Genomic DNA, 18,075 nt, shown 5'->3' on the forward strand with positions numbered 1-18,075 from the left:
TGCCCGCAAATGAAAATTTGCGGGCTTTTTTGTATTCGCTTCAGGCTCAGAAATACTTAGAATTGAGTGAAAAGACGTTTAAGCAATTAACTTCAATTTAGGTGGCGCCGCACGTTGTGCAGCGGGCCTTGCTATCCTGCTGTTGTCAGCAACGCCGCCAATATGAAACTGTCTCACGACGTTTTCAAGCGAAGACGCTTGATCTTGCATGGATGCAGCTGCCGCAGCGGCCTGTTCCACCAACGCTGAATTTTGCTGTGTGACATTGTCCATCTCGATAATGGCCGTATTAATCTGATTGAGTCCAGTAGACTGCTCCTGATTGGCATTGGCAATTTCGCTGATGATAGTCGTCAGGCGTTTAACACTAGCAACCACTTCTTGCATCGTTTCACCTGCCTGATCAACCAGTTTGGTTCCAGTTCCAACCTTCTCGACTGAGTCATTGATGAGCGTTTTGATTTCTTTAGCTGCGCTGGCTGAACGTTGTGCCAGATTACGTACTTCTGATGCCACTACGGCAAAACCACGCCCTTGTTCACCAGCCCTGGCTGCTTCTACGGCAGCGTTTAAGGCGAGAATATTGGTCTGAAAGGCAATTCCATCAATCACTGAAATAATATCCACAATTTTTTTGGATGACTCATTGATAGAACCCATCGTACTGATCACATCACCTACTACGGCACCGCCTTTTTGTGCTATACCTGAGGCATTATCTGCCATCATTTGTGCTTCTTTGGTATTGTCAGAATTTTGTTTGACGGTGCTCGATAGTTCTTCCATCGCGGCGGCGGTTTCTTCCAAAGAACCTGCCTGTTGTTCGGTACGTGACGATAAATCTAAATTGCCACTGGCAATTTCTGATGATGCGGTGGCGATAGTTTCGGTACCAGTACGCACCTCACTCACGATTTTAATCAAACTAGCGGTCATTTCTTCGAGCGCCATGAGCAACTCCGCTGTTTCATCTTTTCCTACCACTTCAACCTTCGCCGTTAAATCTCCGGCAGCAACGGTTCTGGCAATATGCACAGCATGTGCCAAAGGACGGGTAATGCTGCCCACAAAGTAGTAAGTAATTACAATGCCAAGTATAAAAGCCAGTACCATCCCCAATAGAGACAACAGGCTCGCATTTTTATAGGCAGCGATTTGCTGTTCGCTGGTTTCTGCCATCATGTGCTCAGATTGTTCCAGCACGTAAGCAACAATGTCACCAATTTGCTTCGTTGGTGCCCGGTCCATTCCTTTGACTAAGGCATCAACAATATGCGCGCTTTCTGGATTGGCGACGTCGTAGCTTTTCATCGCAGTCAAATATTTACCATTCAGCTCTTGCAAGGATTGCTTTGCAACATCTACTTGCTTGAGGTCTAAGCCTAATTTGCCAAACAAGGTTTTTAATTTATTTAAGTCGGCCTGAGTTTCATCACCTTTGGTTTTAAAAGCATTTTGGTATTTTTCAAAGGCAGCCGGATCATTTCCGCGCAACAATAGATCTTTCCACTCCTGGACTTGAATCTTAAAATCTACCTGAGATTTTCTGGCAGCATCCACGGATTGCTCCAAAAGCAATGAGCGTTCCATTGCTTCACGGACACGAATGTTGCTATTTCTGAGATTCAGCCAGTCATTAAAGCCAACAACAAGCATGGAAAGCAACAAGAATCCGGCTAATAAACCTAACCGGGTACCTATTTTGATATCGTTAATTTTCATGCCTGTTCTCCCAAAATGTATAGACCACAGCAAGTGGATAATTCATTTTAGGAGCATTGTAGAAAAGCAATTGTGAACGTTTGTGAATGTTTATGAATGTTTATGAAAGTTTGTGTAAGTCTGCAAAACCCTGTCAGTGTTTTCATTAATTCGTAAACAAAACCTCCTTAACCACGAAATGCATTCATAGCAATTTCATAGGAGCGTAAGCGCGCCTGATGCTCAAAAATATTGGAGGCGATCATCAATTCATCAGCGCCTGTCTGAGCAATAAATGCCTGTATTTGTTGTGCCACGGTAGCTGGCGCACCGATCGCGGAACAAGCAAGAATTTGATTCAGCAATGAACGTTCGGCTTCACCAATTTGCTGCATAAAATTTTCCACTGGTGGTGGAATCTTTGCTGGCCGGCCGCTACGCAGGTTGATAAAGGCTTGTTGTGCTGAACTCGCCAGATAATGCGCTTGTGCATCCGTTTCTGCGGCAAAGACATTGAAACCCAGCATAACGTATGGTTTTTTCAAATGGATCGATGGTCGGAACGTCGCTCTATACAAGGCAATGGCTTGCATCATTTCTTGCGGAGCAAAATGGGAGGCAAATGCGTACGGCAAACCCATTGCTGCTGCTAATTGTGCGCCGTATAAGCTTGAACCCAAAATCCACACCGGAACATGCAAACCGGTACCGGGCACGGCACGTATGGACGATTGTGGCTCATCAGAAAAATAATCAATCAGTTCAGCTACATCACGCGGAAATTCATCGGCATCAGAGCTCAGATTGCGGCGTAAAGCACGGGCGGTTCTTTGGTCAGATCCGGGGGCACGTCCTAAACCTAAATCGATACGTCCAGGAAAGAGGGATTCCAGCGTACCAAATTGTTCAGCAATAACTAATGGCGAGTGATTCGGTAACATGATGCCACCAGCACCAACGCGTATGGCTTTGGTGCCACCGGCAACATGAGCAATGAGCACAGACGTAGCCGCGCTGGCAATACCCGGCATACCGTGATGTTCTGCCAGCCAGAAGCGCTGGTAACCCCAGCGTTCTGCATGTTGTGCCAGATCGAGTGAATTTTTGAAAGATTGTGCGGGCAAACTACCCTGCGCGATGGGTGCGAGGTCAAGAATCGAAAGTTGCGTCATGGTACGGTAATCCTTTGCAGATATTCCGACCTGTAAAAAAGTCGGACAAGATAGCGCTTATTATGCGCCATCTGATCCGACTTCGTTTTTGAGGCTATTTTTTACCAGACTTTAACGCGTGCCTTAGGTTCCAGATACAGCGCTTCACCAGGTTTGACATCGAAGGCTTTGTACCATGCATCCAGATTACGCACGGTTTGCACTCGATATTGTTCCGGCGCGTGTTCGTTGGTAATCACGATGGTACGCAAGACTTCATCACGCACCTTGCTGCGGAAAGATTTCGCATAAGCCATGAAGAATTCCTTGTCTGTTGCTTCAGTAGGTTCCTGGCCTTTTTGTTTCATCGCCGCATGATAAGCATCATAGGATGCCATCAAACCGACCAGATCAGCAATGTTCTCGCCCAAAGTTTGCTGTCCTTTTACTGCCAGATCAGGGAAAGGCCGGTATTGATCAAACTGCGCTACCAAGGCCTTGGCTGAAGCATTAAAACGAGCCAGGTCGGCCTTGGTCCACCAATTGCGCAGTTCACCTTTGGCATCAAACATGGCACCGGTATTATCAAAACTGTGGCTGATTTCGTGGCCGATTGTGGCTCCTAATGCGCCATAATTGGTCGCGATGCTGGCATTGAGATCAAAGTTTGGTGATTGCAAATACGCAGCCGGGAAATCAATTGCATTTTGTAAAGGCATATTGACTGCATTCACCAATTGCGGGTTCATGCACCATTCAGTGTCATCGATTGGTTGACCAAACTTTGCCAGAGCACGTTGGTATTCAAACGCACTTGCTCGCTCAGCATTGCCATACGCATCATTTGCTTTGACTTCTAAGCCTGAGTAATCGCGCCATTTTTCGGGATAGCCAACACCGACGTAAGTGTTTTTAATTTTCTGCAGCGCTTCTTTTTTGGTGCTTGCTGCTAACCAGGTATTGTTTTGAATCCGGTCGCTCAGTGCTGCAAGCAAATTCGTCACCATGGAACGGATACTCTCCTTGGCTTCTGGTGAGAAGTTCTCAGCGACATATAACTTACCTACTTCTTCACCCAATGCATTATTGGTTGCATTGATGGCATATTTTTCGCGCGCCTCGGGTACCGACGTTCCTGATAAAGCGCTATAAAACTTAAATTTTTCTTTGAAAAATACCGTAGGTAAGACACTAGCGCGTTGATTGATGGAGTGAAAACGTAAATAGTCTTTCCATGTATCTAATGAGATCGACGAAACCAAACTGGCGGACGCTTTTAATGCAGTTGGATGCCAGATCAGGAATTCCGTTTGTTTGTCCAGACCTGATGCTGCAAAGTAAGCATTCCAATCAAGACCAGGTGCTTTTTTGTTGAAATCTACTTTACGCCAGGTGTTATCGACTTTTTGCATGTCGGAAGTATCTTCACGCGATGCGTGGCCTTTAGCGATTTTTAATTCGAGATCGAATACGCGTTTGGCGGCGATTTCAGCATTTGGTACATTCGCCATTTTCAACACGGTGGCGATATAGTCCTGATAATTTGCCCGCAACTTAACCATATCAGCGCTGTTGGCGAGATAGTATTCACGATCCGGCAAGCCTAGGCCGCCCTGCAACAAATAAGCCTGATACTTTGCATGGTGGTGAAAGCCTTGCGAGACCCACAGTCCAAACAGATTTTCTGTAAATACACTAGTGGCATTGATAGGGTCAACATCAGCGCGTAAATTGCGACCCAGATAGGTTGCCAGCGCAGCTTTATCATTCAGCGCGGCAATCGCGTCGAGACGCGGCTGAATAGGATCTAATCCACGTTGGTCGATTGCGGCAGTATTTAAGTAAGCCTGATAGTAATCAGCGATTTTTCTGGCGGCAGTACCTGGTTCAGCTTGTAAGGTTTTTTGTATGATGCGAGCGACGGCATCATCCGATTCTTCTGCCAGCATATCGAACAAACCGACTCCGGATTTGCTATCTGGAATTTTAGCGTTTTTTTCCCAACCGCCATTGGCGTACTTGTTAAAATCCTGACCAGGCTTGACTGAATTGTCGATGCCATCGCCTTTAACTGCGGCGATTTCTTCAGGTGTCATATCAGCTGCGTGCGCCAGGCTTGTACCCAAGGGCAATGCCAACATCATGCACAGCACTGCAACTGGTTTTAACCGAGGTAATTTTTTGTTTTTCATTTAGTATCCTTAATTTTTGTCTCAATAATTCTTGTTATGTTTGCGATGGTTGCAGTGCTTTCCACATCAAAGTTTTGAATGCAACGCCCGATTCTGATTACAAATTCCTGACTTAGTTCGACGCTGAAATTTAAACTATCGCGCTATTTTTACATTTCCTTAAAAAAATCCCCATCCATCATGATGAACAGGGATCTTTTCCACAGGTAAAAGACGTAATACGCTTTACGCCAGATGTCGCAACTCACGCAAGGCAACAGACACTGGTGCCAAATCAGCTGCTTGAGCACTGATCAAACTGAGCAAGCTGGTCAAGCGATCAATTGGAGCTGCATTGCGTGCATGCCAGGTTGGCAGGTCTTCCTGACGGGTAAGCAAGCCACGAGTGATCTGACTCGCGATTGAGTACACATCATCACGCGCACTACCGCGAGCCTGTGTTTGCCACAAGGTTTCTGTTGGTAAGCGATTGATTTGTGCGCGCCAGCCGCTTAATCCAAGTTGGTCATCCACACCAAAGTAAGCGCGGGCAACTTGTTCCAGATTTGCATTGGTGCTCGCTGCCAGATCGACCAGATCGAGTGCCGGGAAAATATATTCCAGCGCACTCAGGTTTTGTGCCAAGGTTGGTTCAACACCGGCTTTTACCAGCACATCGGCTTCATGCTGCCATGCGGCGTGCGCATTGGCTGGCAACCAATCATCCAACTGCCAACGCAATTCACGTGCTGCTGGTTGATAGCGTTGAATCAAGGTTGGCATATCCGTGCTTTGTGAACGGATGCGCAAAATCCAGCGTGATGCACGTTGAGTAATCGCGATCAGTTTAGATAACAAATCGAGTTGCAAATTAGACGCTACTTTGTAATCAAGCACGTCGATCTGATCCCATAAAACTTCCAGATCAAAAATCTCTCGTGCCAGCGTGAACGCACGAATCACGTCTGCGGCAGTAGCACCCGCTTCAGAAGCGATGAAGTTCACGAAGGTTGCGCCAGCACGATTGACGACTGTGTTGGTGATGTAAGTAGCGATAATTTCACGCTTCAAAGGATGTTGCGCGATGGCATCGGCAAAACGCTCCGACAAGACTTGCGGGAAATAAGCCTTGAGCGCACGACTGAAGAAAGGATCATCCGGCAAGTTGCTGGCAACCAGATCATCAAAGACCGACATTTTTGCGTAAGCCAGTACGACGGCGCCTTCTGGTGCGGTTAAGCCTTGCTTACGTGCTTTGCGATGCAAAATTTCATCTTCGCTTGGCAGGTATTCAATCGCACGATTTAAGCGACCTTGTTTTTCTAATGACTGCATCAGACGTTGCTGACCATCCAGCACATACAACGGACGATGTGCGGCGATGTCCAGTGCTTGTGATTGATAGTAGTTATCGGTCAGCACCAGGTGACCAACTTCATCGGTCATGGAGGCTAATAAATCATTACGTTGTTTAAGTGTCAGATCGCCAGCTTCAACAATCGCACCCAACAAAATTTTGATATTGACTTCGTGATCTGAGCAATCTACACCCGCAGAATTATCGATCGCATCGGTGTAGATACGCCCACCTTTTTGTGCGAATTCGATACGGCCATTTTGGGTACAACCCAGGTTGCCGCCTTCTGCCAGCACTTTACAACGCAGCTCATTGCCATTGACACGGAACGCATCACCAGCCTTGTCGCCCACCTGTGCATGGGTTTCAAATGTCGCTTTGACATAAGTACCGATACCGCCGTTGTACAACAAATCAACAGGTGCTTGCAGAATCACACGTAGTAATTCGACTGGTGTTAATTCTTCGGTTTCTATACCTAACACAGCACGGGCTTCAGCACTGAGTTTGATGGATTTAGCACCGCGTGGATACACACCACCGCCAGCAGAAATCAATTTTTTATCGTAGTCATCCCAGCTGGATCGCGGCAGATTAAACAAGCGTTGGCGTTCAGCAAATGACGCGGCAACATCTGGTGTCGGATCAATAAAAATATGGCGGTGATCAAACGCAGCAACCAGTTTGATATGCTCAGATAACAGCATACCATTACCAAACACGTCACCTGACATATCCCCGATACCAGCGACCGTGAACGCGGTATCCTGAGTATTGACGCCGAGTGAACGGAAATGACGCTTAACGGATTCCCACGCACCGCGGGCTGTGATACCCATTTTTTTATGGTCATAGCCAACCGAACCACCGGATGCAAATGCATCACCAAGCCAGAAGCCATAATCAGCGGAGACGCCGTTAGCGATATCTGAAAACGTTGCCGTACCTTTATCCGCAGCGACCACCAGATAGGGATCATCGACGTCATGACGAATAACTTTGACCGGAGGTACGACCGCACCTTTAACGATGTTATCAGTGATGTCTAACAAGCCAGACAAGAAAATTTTGTAGCAAGCCACGCCTTCAGCTTGATAGGCTTCACGATCGGACATCGGTGGTGCATTTTTCAGTACAAAACCACCTTTAGAACCCACCGGTACGATCACTGTATTTTTAACTTGTTGTGCTTTAACCAGACCCAGAATTTCAGTACGGAAATCTTCACGACGATCAGACCAGCGCAAGCCACCGCGGGCAACCTTGCCACCGCGTAAATGCACACCTTCAACACGCGGAGAGTAGACCCAGATTTCAAACAAAGGCTTAGGTTCTGGCACGCCTGGTACTTCGCGTGGATTGAGTTTAAAACTCATGTAGGGTTTGAAACTACCATCGGCGTTGGTTTGCCACAGGTTAGTACGCAGCGTTGCCATGATAGTGGCATAAAATTGACGCAGGATACGATCTTCATCGAGGCTGGCGACGTTGGCCAAATGCGCTTCAAGAAGTTCTTTGATGTGTTTTTGCGCGGCTTCACGGTCACCGGCATAGTCAGGTTTAAAGCGTGCACCAAACAATTCTGCAATCAATTGCGTAATGTCAGCATTTTTATTCAATGCTGATTCAATATAGGTTTGGCTATAGGCAAAACCGAGTTGTTTGAAGTAACGAGAACAAGCACGCAGGACCGCAATAGAACGTGCGTCGAGCGCTGTATTCAACACCAGACGATTCAGATCATCACTTTCGACTTCACCTTTCCAGATCTGCGAGAACATGGTTTCAAAGCGTGCCTTAATCGCAGACAAATCGGTATCAGCGGGCAGTTGCAATCCAAGATCATGGATCCACAAATTGTCTGTGCCATTGACGATCTGGTAAGGATGCTCATCGAGCACGCGCGCACCCATGTGCTCCAGCACTGGCAAAGAATCTGACAGCGCAACTTTGGTGGTATTGTAGATCTTAAAGCGGAGCATGCCAGCATCAGCATCCAACGGACGGTAAAGTTTGACTACCATCGCTTGCTCAGGATTTAAGCTTGCCAACATTTCTGAATCTTCCGCCCCAACCAGCGCGGAAAAATCTTCACGGTAAGCAGTCGGGAATGCATTTGCAAAACGATTTGCTAACGCCAGTCCTTGACCTTCACCGTGGGTGCGCAGCAATTCGGTCGTGCAATCATCTTCCCAACGTTGTGCGAGCTTGGCGATACGTGCTTCTAAAGCACCCAGATTCACATTCACTGGCGCACGATTTTTTGCACGAACCTGATAATGAATACGTGCCAACGGGCTATCTGTCAGCATCGGCGTGAACTCTATCGATTCGCCATCGAGTGCAAACATCAGTTCATTGCCAACTTTGACACGCAATTCTGTGTTGTAGCGATCGCGTGGCACAAATACCTGGGCAGAAGTAAAACGACCAAACGGATCACGGCGTAAAAATAAACGTGTGCGTTGACGTTCTTGCAAACGCAAAATACCGATCGCATGATCAGCTAGCGTCGGCGTATCAATCTGGAATAATTCATCGCGTGGATAGTCATCCAGAATCGCTTGTAAAGCTTTAGCAGCATGGCTTTGCGGCACAACGCCAGAACTCGCCATCACAGCTGCCACGCGTTGACGCACTTGAGGAATTTCATCCACTGGAGCTGAGTATGCAGACGATGTGTACAGTCCCATAAAACGTGATTCGCCGATCACCTTGCCGTTATCATCGAAACGTTTTATCGCAACATAATCCAGCCAGGCCGGGCGATGCACGGTGGAGCGTGTCATGGCCTTGGTGACCAATACCGTTTCGTCAGATTCCATAATCGCCAATACTTCTGGCGGCAAATAGGCGAGTGAGGTCTGGACTTTGCCGCGCAAAATGCCGAGGCCAGACTCAGGAATCGCAACCAGACTGACTTTGTCGCCATCGCGTTTCAAATCGTAGTCACGGGCACCGAGGAAAGTGAAATGACGTTCTTCCAACCAGCGCAAGAAAGCCACACCTTCATTGCCACTTTGCGACGGCGCATGTTTTTCGCAAGCACTGCACACTGCATGCACGCGATCCAACATCGGCTGCCAGTCAATCACGGCACTTAATACATCTGCTAATACGTGTTTTAATTCTTCGGCAAGGGCTTGCTGTTCTGCCACGCTGACGATGCGATCACATTCAACCATGATCAACGATTCTACAGGATCATTTCTGCCTGCTGCTTTGGCTGCGGCGACAGTACTGACTGAGGCGATACCATCTTTATCGTTACGCGTGACGCTCATCAAAGGATGGACGATCCAGTGCGCCGTGCGACCACTTCGGTTAATCGCCATCGTGACCGAATCCACCAGGAAAGGCATATTGTCATTGACGATTTGTACAACGGTATGTTCGCTGACAAAACCATCCTCGGCCAATGTGGGATTAAACACCCGGATCTTCGGCGTATGATCGGCACGCGGTGCATCGAGCAAACGCCAGTGCGCGTTTGCCTGCGCAAACAAGGTCGCCGGACCGCGTGCGGTAATTTCGTCGGGATCGGTGTTTTCAAAGTAAGCTGCGATGAAAGGACCTTGACGGTCGGCAGCTGGGCCAGGGTGGGCTTGCGCATAAGCGAGCAGCTCAGCGAAGTGCGTTGTGGTCATACGTTCTCCTATGGATGGGAAGACACGAGAAAAAGCTTAGCAAGATCATTGCAGCATAGGCTTACAAGTATCCTCCAATATCCGTTGGCGGACAAATGTCTGTGTTATTTTGTTACGGATTTCATAAGTTTATTGACGTATAACAAAATTTTAATTGACAGGCTTGGGATACATTAAAACAAGCCCCCATGTGGCCGAATTCGCGTTATTGCATTGCAGGCAATACTATACCGCTAGACTTTCCTAGGTTAAGACTAGATTGCTAACGCGTTAGCCTCCGCAACGCCAGAAGTTGCAAGATGTAATAGAAGCATCCTTAAGTAAGAATCCTTCCGCAAAGTTTTATCTTTCGCTACGATTTTTGTTCTTTTCAGCGCCTTGCATTTCAACATCAGCAATGAAGCTCGCCAAAGGACTCATATCGTGAACGGATTATTCACCCACCAACGCGCCTTGAGCGTCAGCGGTGCCGCCTTGTCTGGTATCAGCAAGTCGTTAACACCTTTACGCTTATCCGGCACCGATGGCGTCAACCAGTTATTCGACTACCGATTGACGTTGCAAACATCGGATCGCGTTGGTGTGGGTGTGGGTGCTAGCTCGGGTACTGGCGTTGGCGCTGATCTTGACCTCGATAGCGTCATTGGTAAAGAAATCACCTGTACCATCGAACTTGAAGGCAAGGGCTCTTTTATCCCTGGCCTCCCCGGTGGCAGTGCTGGTCACCTCGGTGCTGGTACCAGAGAAATCTCTGCTTTAGTCACCGCCGCACGCTTCATCGGCGTCGATAGCCGCCATGCACTTTACGAATTCACCTTACGTCCGTGGTTACATCTCGCCACACTGACCAGCGATTGTAAAGTTTTTCAGAATCAAACACCCGTTGAGACGATTTTAGCAGTACTCAACGACTATGCGTTTGTCGTCGACAAGCGTTTGATTGAGAAGTATCCATCACGAGACTATTACGTCCAGTACAACGAGACCGATTTTGCGTTTGTGACGCGCCTTATGCAGGAATGGGGCATCAACTACCACTTCGAGCACAGCAACGGTGTGCATCGGTTAATCCTCTCTGATTTCAATGGCGCATTCCGCACCACCAGTGAAGCCTACGCAACGATTCCGTATTACCCACCTGGTCATAAAATCGACCGCGAGTACATTCACGCTTTTAGCCCTGAACACAGCCTTACCTCGGGCAGTGTCGCCAGTCGTGACTATGACTACACCCGATGCCGCTCCAGCCTCGACGCTAAAAGTAGTGACCCTCGCAAAACCGGACAAAACGACCAAGAACTCTATAGTTGGCACGATGCCCAGAGCGGCAATCGTTATAGCCAACCCAATGCCGGATCTGACCCGCAGGCCAATAAAACGGACGAACAAGGCAAATTCTTAACCCGACTGCGGATAGAAGAACGTCGCCAACATGGACAACGTGCCAAGGCGAGTGCCTATCTGCGCGGTGTAGTGCCTGGCGTCTCCTTCACCCTGACCGACCATCCTCAAGGTTCGGCCAATAGAGAATATGTCGTTATCTATACCCATTTTTTAATAGAAAACGTCAGCGAAGATACGCAACGTAACCCGTCCGCAAAGCTCAACCTTGCTGCGCTCCCCAATCTCATCACTGCGCGATCAGTCGGACAAATAGAACGCGGCTTATGGCAAGTCCAAACCGATTTCACCGTACAACCTAGCAACGAAATCGTACGCCCAGAACACACGCAAATCAAACCCCGTTGCTACGGCCCCGAAGTTGCCATGGTGACCGGCCCTGACCGTGATACCGCCGCCAGCAATATCTATACCGATCAATATGGGCGTATCAAAGTCCAGTTCCCATGGGATCGCTATGGCGAAGTCAACCACAACAGCAGTTGCTGGGTTCGCGTCGCTTTACCATGGGCGGGCAATCAACTGGGGCAACAAGCTATTCCCAGAATAGGACAAGAAGTCATCATCGATTTCATCGGCGGCGACCCTGACAGACCGATTTGCAGCGGCAGCGTCCACAATCAATTTAATATGCCGCCATGGCAGCTACCGAGCCAACAAGCCTTAATGGGCATACGCAGCAGAGAACTCACTGACCAAGGCGGTGGCAACAGCGCTACAGGGCGCAGCAACCACCTCATTCTCGACGATACCCAAGACCAAATTCAGGCACAACTCAAGAGTGACCATGACCACAGCCAACTGAGTCTGGGCTTCATCACCCGTGTTGAAAACAAGCAAGGTCGTCAAGAACCACGCGGTCAAGGGTTTGAACTCAGAACGGATGGCCACGGCGCCATTCGTGCCAAAGACGGTCTGCTCATCACGACCGAAGCCAGAGACAAGGCACAAGGCCACATCACGAGCTTAGAAGAAACCGCCCAGCGTCTGCAACAAGCGCACAGCCAACACAGCACCTTAGCTGAGGCCGCACAACAGGCCGGTGCGCAAGAGCCAAGTGACCAATCGGACGTTGCCAAAGAAATCAAACGACAAAATAGCGATATCAAGGGCACAAACAACAACCACGCAGACAAAGGCCAATTCCCAGAATTAGCCAAGCCGCATATCGTTATCGCAAGTCCGGCAGGCATCGCCACCACCACGCCCGGCAACACCCAGCACCACAGCGGTCAGCATCACGCCATCACCGCTGAAGAACACATCAGCTTATCGAGTGGCAAGAGCCTGCTCGCCAGCGCGCGCGAAGCGATCCGTTTGTTTGCGCACAAGGCGGGAATGAAATTGATTGCTGCCAATGCCGACATTGAAATTCAGGCCTTAAAAAACAGCATCAATTTCATCGCTAAACTCAACATCAATCAGAACGCCGAGTCGATACGGATCAACGCAACAAAGGCCGTCATCATTAATGGCGGCGGCAGTTACACCAAATGGAATGCTGAAGGGATTGAGCAGGGTACGACAGGTGCATACAAAACTCATGCCGCGACGCACAGTGACATGGGACCGAAGAGTATCGGTGTGAATCCACTACCAGACATCACACCCTACAACGAAATGTTCGTACTGCGTGATCAGCAAGGGCGCATCGTGCCCAAATTTCCATGCCGAGTGAAGGCCAATAATGGACGCATCATCAACGTGATGAGCGATTCCCAAGGACGTACCCCCCGCATCGGCAGCGGCAATCAATCGACCCCCATACATATCGCGCCCAACAGTCGTCAACACACTGAATAAATGAAAGGAGGAAAACAATGGAGCAAGGCTTATACAACTATCAAACCGTAACGACACCAGGTGACGATACGCAGCACATCGTCACCATCGATAAGGTCCAAGCCAATGTGTATTTTGATGGGACACTCAATAATTACTACAACGTCGAACAGGCGAATGACGCAATCCGTCAACAATATGGTGGTGGAGAAACCAGCTACGACAATGCCTTATCCAATGTCGCACGCATGTGGAAAGCCATTGGTAAAGAAGGCGATGGTCCAGACATTGGCGTGTATATCGAAGGCATGGGAACGACTAAATTTGAAAAGGATGATGTCACCGGCTTTGCTTTAGGTGAGGGCAAGACTGGTATCCGGGCACGCGCACAATCGGCCTTTACACCGCTGCTAGATAAAGTGAGCAACAGTCGTGGTAGAAAAGGGCCACCCGGCCTACTAGAGCTAAATATCTTTGGCTTTAGTCGTGGCGCAGCAACGGCGCGACATTTTATGCATTTACTGCGCAATGCGGATGAAATTAATAAACATTTTGTTGATGAATGGCGGTTTGTGCAGGTGTTGGTCAACTTTGTCGGGCTATTCGAGACGGTATCTTCCGAAGGCGTGTACTACGGCAATGACGTCAACGATCTTGGCTTGTGCTTTACCCCAGACGCTGCCAAACATGTATTTCATTTGGTGGCGCTGGATGAATATCGCGCTAACTTTAGTGGCACCACCATTACCAGTGCTTGCCAGGTCCATGTCATCATTGGTAATGACTACTTCCCGATGGGGTTCGAGTTTGGCATTCCTGGTGCGCATTCCGATGTGGGTGGTGGCTATGTCTGCGATATCGGTAAGCCCGAACTGGAGCAGCGACATCTGACACCAAGCCAATCGGGTGAGCATGGTGAGAGACCAGGACCGCAAGACTTTGCCTATCAACAGGGCTGGTACCTGCCATCTGATCAACAAACGACTCGATTGCATCCGTATTCTCATCAACGCATGATCACCGGTGACTATTATAAGGTGGCGCTGTCACTGATGGTGGATATGGCAGAAAAACATACAGTGACGATCTACCATGATAAATTAGATGTCACCGCACAAACCCTCGAGATCGCCACAATACAAACTGCATTGCGCGCCCAAGTGCAAGAAAATGCCTTCATCCCCGGCAAACCTACGCGCATGAATTGGGAACTGGATGCCCAATTAGGTACGGAGGCCGCAAAGGCCTTTCGTCACGCCTATCTTCATCTCTCTGCCAGCGACAAATTTGGCATGGAACCACGTTATCAAAACTCAACAATATGGAAGCGCCATCATGAAGCCGGTTAAACCCATCAACCAACAACGCCGTGCATGGCTGACCAACGCCGCGCTTTCCGGCTTAGGGGTAACGATCACGCCCCCCACCTCCGCCTCCGATTTTTTGAAAGGATTATTCATGCCCTCTCATATCACGCCAGAAACTGCCTTCATGAAATGGGATATCTCGTTTTGTAAATACAGCATTGATATTGATCCTCGTGCGAACTCCAGCCTCGAAACCCTATGGGCAGACAATTGGCTTAAAGACGCACAAGGTGATACCGTCGCTCGTTTCTTTTCTGGGTTTGGTGCAACATGGGGCGCTGGTAGTAGCGATATGGGCGGCACCAATCCAAAAGGATCTCGTCTGCCAAAAACCATCCACCTGAGCTATTACGATTATCAGGAAGACCGCTTTTATCGACTGGAAGCGGAATTACCGTTACATCGTATTTACGAATTATTTTTTAAAGAGCCTAAAACGGTCAGTAAGAATTCCCCTCGCTACGGACAAGTCGTACCCCGCTTTTCTGCATTACGTTTTGGAATTGCGCCGCAAGGTTTTATTATGCTATGGGCCAGCAGCTTTACCCATCAGGTGGAATTGCAGACCTACCGCGCTCAGATTATTCGTGACATCGATGTCAAGAGCTATAACGCCAAGCTGCCCGGTGGCACATTTACCCTCCAAGAAGATCGTTGGAAAGAGTTAAAAGCGTGGCGCTTCAAACCCGAAACAATAGAAAAGATCAAGGCAGGCTGGGTCGCTGATCCACAGTGGTATATGCGCCATATCCGTGTCAAGTTTCCCTGGCGTCATCGACTGGCGGGGAATGTGTCACGGCTGATTGAATTAGATAGTTATAAAGGAAGCGGCGAGTTTGAAACTGTTGGTGCATGGGAAATGGCAATGTACCAGCAAATGGCCACCATGCGCGGGATTCCCGAAACTGCCAAGTTTTGGTTTGAGGACAAATCCGGACAACGCCATTATTTATGGCTAGAGTTTCATTTGCGGCAACGTGCTGGCGGCGAGGCGGATTTACGCGACGTACGCGCCGCCTTTGATCAACTCTACCCAGGCCGACAACTCGAAGACAATGATTACTTCCCTGGGGACGAAGATATGTCCACCGTAGAGGTCACGGTCGGTGACGACCCTGACCAAATCACTGCCGCCTTGGTCAAGGGCAATCAGCGCATTCCACTTCCCGTCGGAAAAGTACAGCGCTTTGCACTCCAACCCGGTGCCCACTGGAATGGGCAACCTTCACCCCAACCCGAGATCATCAAACTGTTTCAAACGGGACCAGACGTTTGATTGTGATCACCCGGCTGTCATGAATAATCCCTGTGTTTTATGGCTCACCTCAGAGACTCTTTGTACATTCTCTCTGAGGCCATCATGTCGATGAATATGATGAAAAATTTGCCTTTTATTTGCCTTTCATTTGCCTTGTGGCACACCAATTGTGGGACAAAGCTATCACGCCAAAACTTCCATCGGTGAGCACGTAAGTAAGACAACATCAGACGGCGCGACACCAAGTATTTATACCTCATCACCGCAGCCATTGTATGTCGCTCCAGTGTGGCATGCGCTTAACTCACCTGAGCCGATGACACGGCCAGGATCGAGCAATCCAGGTGACAACAAGGGAGATAGTAATGCCAGTTAATACAACCCAAGGAATGACCAATAACACGCCCAACAGTTGCGTCAAGATAGATTGCGATTGTCAGCACGTATGGTCCTTAGCACAAGAATTTTCCTTTAAACGCTTGTCTGCTAAACCGCCTGTGCTCAACAAAACTAACATGTTGCTGTATCAATATAACGTCCGTGCCCGACGCATCAGTGCCACCTATGCGAGGTTTTATTTAGAGACCGAAGAACATGGAAATCCGGCTAAAAAAGGACGCTACTACTGGGCAGCATTAGCAGCATTCGCCAGTAAGACAGTCGCTTGTTCGATTGAAGACCCACGAGTCAAAACAATCGGCACCGTCTTACAAGGATTAGGTAAAGGAAATATGTGGTTGTTTTATGAGATCGCCCCATGGCATTGGGCGTATAGCCTTTCTTCTAAAAGTTTCGACATGTGCAAGGCCACACGTAGCGGAGATAATTTTGTGCCGCCTATTTTGGACTCCATCAAAGCCATGCCATGGGCGAAGGAGGCGCTACAAAAAATGAATAATTTTAAGTGGAATGAATTGCTGGAATATGGTTTTGATAAGGTCAAGAAAATTGAAAGTATGGAACCGTTGATGCCAGGACGCCCTGCGGCGCAATTGGAACATCTGCTGAGTATTGCCAAGCACGAGCAAGGTAAGATTTTGCAGCCGCTGATCTACGACGATGAGGATTTTAAATGGTGGATACAGCAACAACGTTCAGCATGGGTGAATTGGGCATCACCTGCGCTCAAGCTGGTGTTTGCGTCGTCGTGTGATACCGATGATCCAGAATTGGAATCGGTGGCGCCGAAGGGCATTAAATTGGAAGTATTTGATGAACGAATGAGATGGATTGAACAGGCTGCTCAATTATTTCATAAGTTAATGCAAAGGCAATCGCCGCATATGGAAAGTCAATTGAAGACGATGGCGTCATGGGTTGATCATGCAGATGACCACATAGTGACTCCCACAATGCCGCTCTAATCGCACTTATTTTTATGCAATACATACTTAAAAAAATATTTCTTGGCTTATTGCTGATGGCGGCGATATACGGCTGCACAAAGCAATATGAACACCTTACCAATGAATCAAAGAAGGAGAAGGCAAGCATGGTACAAAAAATATCCATTCGTTTAGGTGAATCTGGCGACGATTTTGTTCAGCGAATCGGAAAAAAAGCGGTTCGGGTAAATAAGCAACCAGCAGGAATGAATTTTTATGATGTCGATTGGACTATCTACAACCCAGGTCCTGGACAGATCACCTTCGAGCACGGCATGCATACTTTCACTATCACTAATGCACTTGGTGCCATGGGATCGACTTTTGAGCCAGATACTCACAAGTGGGGCATATTTAGTTTTGATCTGAGTTTTGGACTTCCCCCGCGCAATCAAATTCCTCACAATGAAGCACGACTACAGGTCATTAGTCTCCTAAAAATGCTGCACGAGAAAGGCTGGCGGCAATTCTATTACCGAGACGCTGCACGAATTATGGGGCGTAGTTCGCTACATAATATCAACATAGATGTACGTTATATACCGACATTTGAGGAGTGGATGGCGTTAGAAGATGGCGCAGGTTGGAATTTAGAAGCCGATGGGGTCTATATGAGAATAGTCATGTATAGAGATGACGATCGCTTAAATCCACTTCAACCCGGTGCGTATTTTATGACCATGGAATTACACAGCGAAGAAGACGAGGTACGTAGTCATTTTTTATATGAGGATAGAGATAACTGGAAAGCATTGTGGCCCGATCGCATGAAAAAAGCCCATGAATGGCGTGCTAAAGATGAAGCCGAAGCACGCGCCAAAGGCTACCAGATCGACACCGACTACCAAGACCCGC

10 protein-coding genes are annotated in these 18,075 nt (G+C 48.3%); 6 read left to right on the forward strand and 4 right to left on the reverse strand.

Annotated features, from left to right (window positions below; translation table 11 throughout):
• Positions 1-78: 78 nt before the first annotated feature.
• The 4 genes from H8K32_RS10505 to H8K32_RS10520 all read right to left on the reverse strand — a co-directional run bounded on the left by H8K32_RS10505 (position 79) and on the right by H8K32_RS10520 (position 10,027).
• Positions 79-1,722: a methyl-accepting chemotaxis protein gene (locus H8K32_RS10505; protein WP_186912449.1), complete on the reverse strand. Its 1,644-nt coding sequence runs from the start codon at positions 1,720-1,722 to the stop codon at positions 79-81.
• A 167-nt stretch (positions 1,723-1,889) separates the two neighbouring features.
• On the reverse strand, positions 1,890-2,873 hold the full coding sequence (locus tag H8K32_RS10510; RefSeq protein ID WP_186912450.1) for an LLM class flavin-dependent oxidoreductase: 984 nt from the start codon (positions 2,871-2,873) through the stop codon (positions 1,890-1,892).
• A 101-nt stretch (positions 2,874-2,974) separates the two neighbouring features.
• Complete coding sequence (locus H8K32_RS10515; RefSeq protein ID WP_186912451.1) at positions 2,975-5,044, reverse strand: M13 family metallopeptidase; 2,070 nt, start codon at positions 5,042-5,044, stop codon at positions 2,975-2,977.
• Positions 5,045-5,269: 225 nt separating this feature from the next.
• Positions 5,270-10,027 (reverse strand): NAD-glutamate dehydrogenase, encoded by a 4,758-nt coding sequence (locus H8K32_RS10520; RefSeq protein WP_186912452.1) that lies wholly within the window; start codon positions 10,025-10,027, stop codon positions 5,270-5,272.
• A 423-nt stretch (positions 10,028-10,450) separates the two neighbouring features.
• Between H8K32_RS10520 and H8K32_RS10525 the strand changes: the two genes are divergently transcribed.
• The 6 genes from H8K32_RS10525 to H8K32_RS10550 form a co-directional block, all read left to right on the forward strand.
• Positions 10,451-13,231: a type VI secretion system Vgr family protein gene (locus H8K32_RS10525; RefSeq protein ID WP_222613080.1), complete on the forward strand. Its 2,781-nt coding sequence runs from the start codon at positions 10,451-10,453 to the stop codon at positions 13,229-13,231.
• Positions 13,232-13,248: 17 nt separating this feature from the next.
• A complete protein-coding gene (locus H8K32_RS10530) occupies positions 13,249-14,559 on the forward strand; it encodes a phospholipase effector Tle1 domain-containing protein (protein ID WP_186912453.1) in 1,311 nt (436 codons plus the stop codon).
• The gene (locus tag H8K32_RS10535) at positions 14,546-15,853 is read left to right on the forward strand and encodes a DUF2931 family protein (RefSeq protein ID WP_186912454.1); all 1,308 of its coding nucleotides are present in this window, start codon (positions 14,546-14,548) and stop codon (positions 15,851-15,853) included. The genes H8K32_RS10530 and H8K32_RS10535 overlap by 14 nt, the downstream gene beginning before the upstream one ends.
• A gap of 151 nt (positions 15,854-16,004) precedes the next feature.
• Positions 16,005-16,211: a hypothetical protein gene (locus H8K32_RS10540; protein ID WP_186912455.1), complete on the forward strand. Its 207-nt coding sequence runs from the start codon at positions 16,005-16,007 to the stop codon at positions 16,209-16,211.
• Entirely contained in the window at positions 16,201-17,199 is a 999-nt protein-coding gene (locus H8K32_RS10545; RefSeq protein ID WP_246447263.1) for a DUF2515 family protein, read from the forward strand. The genes H8K32_RS10540 and H8K32_RS10545 overlap by 11 nt, the downstream gene beginning before the upstream one ends.
• Positions 17,200-17,213: 14 nt before the next feature.
• Positions 17,214-18,075, forward strand: an 862-nt coding sequence (locus H8K32_RS10550; RefSeq protein WP_186912456.1) for a hypothetical protein, incomplete at its 3' end; no start/stop codon positions are given.

The organism is Cognatundibacterium jejuense (assembly GCF_014284255.1).
Taxonomy (GTDB): Bacteria; Pseudomonadota; Gammaproteobacteria; order Burkholderiales; family Burkholderiaceae_D; genus Undibacterium; species Undibacterium jejuense.

Coding starts and splice junctions, on each gene's coding strand:
- H8K32_RS10530 (WP_186912453.1), top strand. CDS start 13,249: ATGGAGCAAGGCTTATACAACTATCAAACCGTAACGACACCAGGTGAC.
- H8K32_RS10505 (WP_186912449.1), bottom strand. CDS start 1,722: ATGAAAATTAACGATATCAAAATAGGTACCCGGTTAGGTTTATTAGCC.
- H8K32_RS10520 (WP_186912452.1), bottom strand. CDS start 10,027: ATGACCACAACGCACTTCGCTGAGCTGCTCGCTTATGCGCAAGCCCAC.
- H8K32_RS10515 (WP_186912451.1), bottom strand. CDS start 5,044: ATGAAAAACAAAAAATTACCTCGGTTAAAACCAGTTGCAGTGCTGTGC.
- H8K32_RS10545 (WP_246447263.1), top strand. CDS start 16,201: ATGCCAGTTAATACAACCCAAGGAATGACCAATAACACGCCCAACAGT.
- H8K32_RS10510 (WP_186912450.1), bottom strand. CDS start 2,873: ATGACGCAACTTTCGATTCTTGACCTCGCACCCATCGCGCAGGGTAGT.
- H8K32_RS10535 (WP_186912454.1), top strand. CDS start 14,546: ATGAAGCCGGTTAAACCCATCAACCAACAACGCCGTGCATGGCTGACC.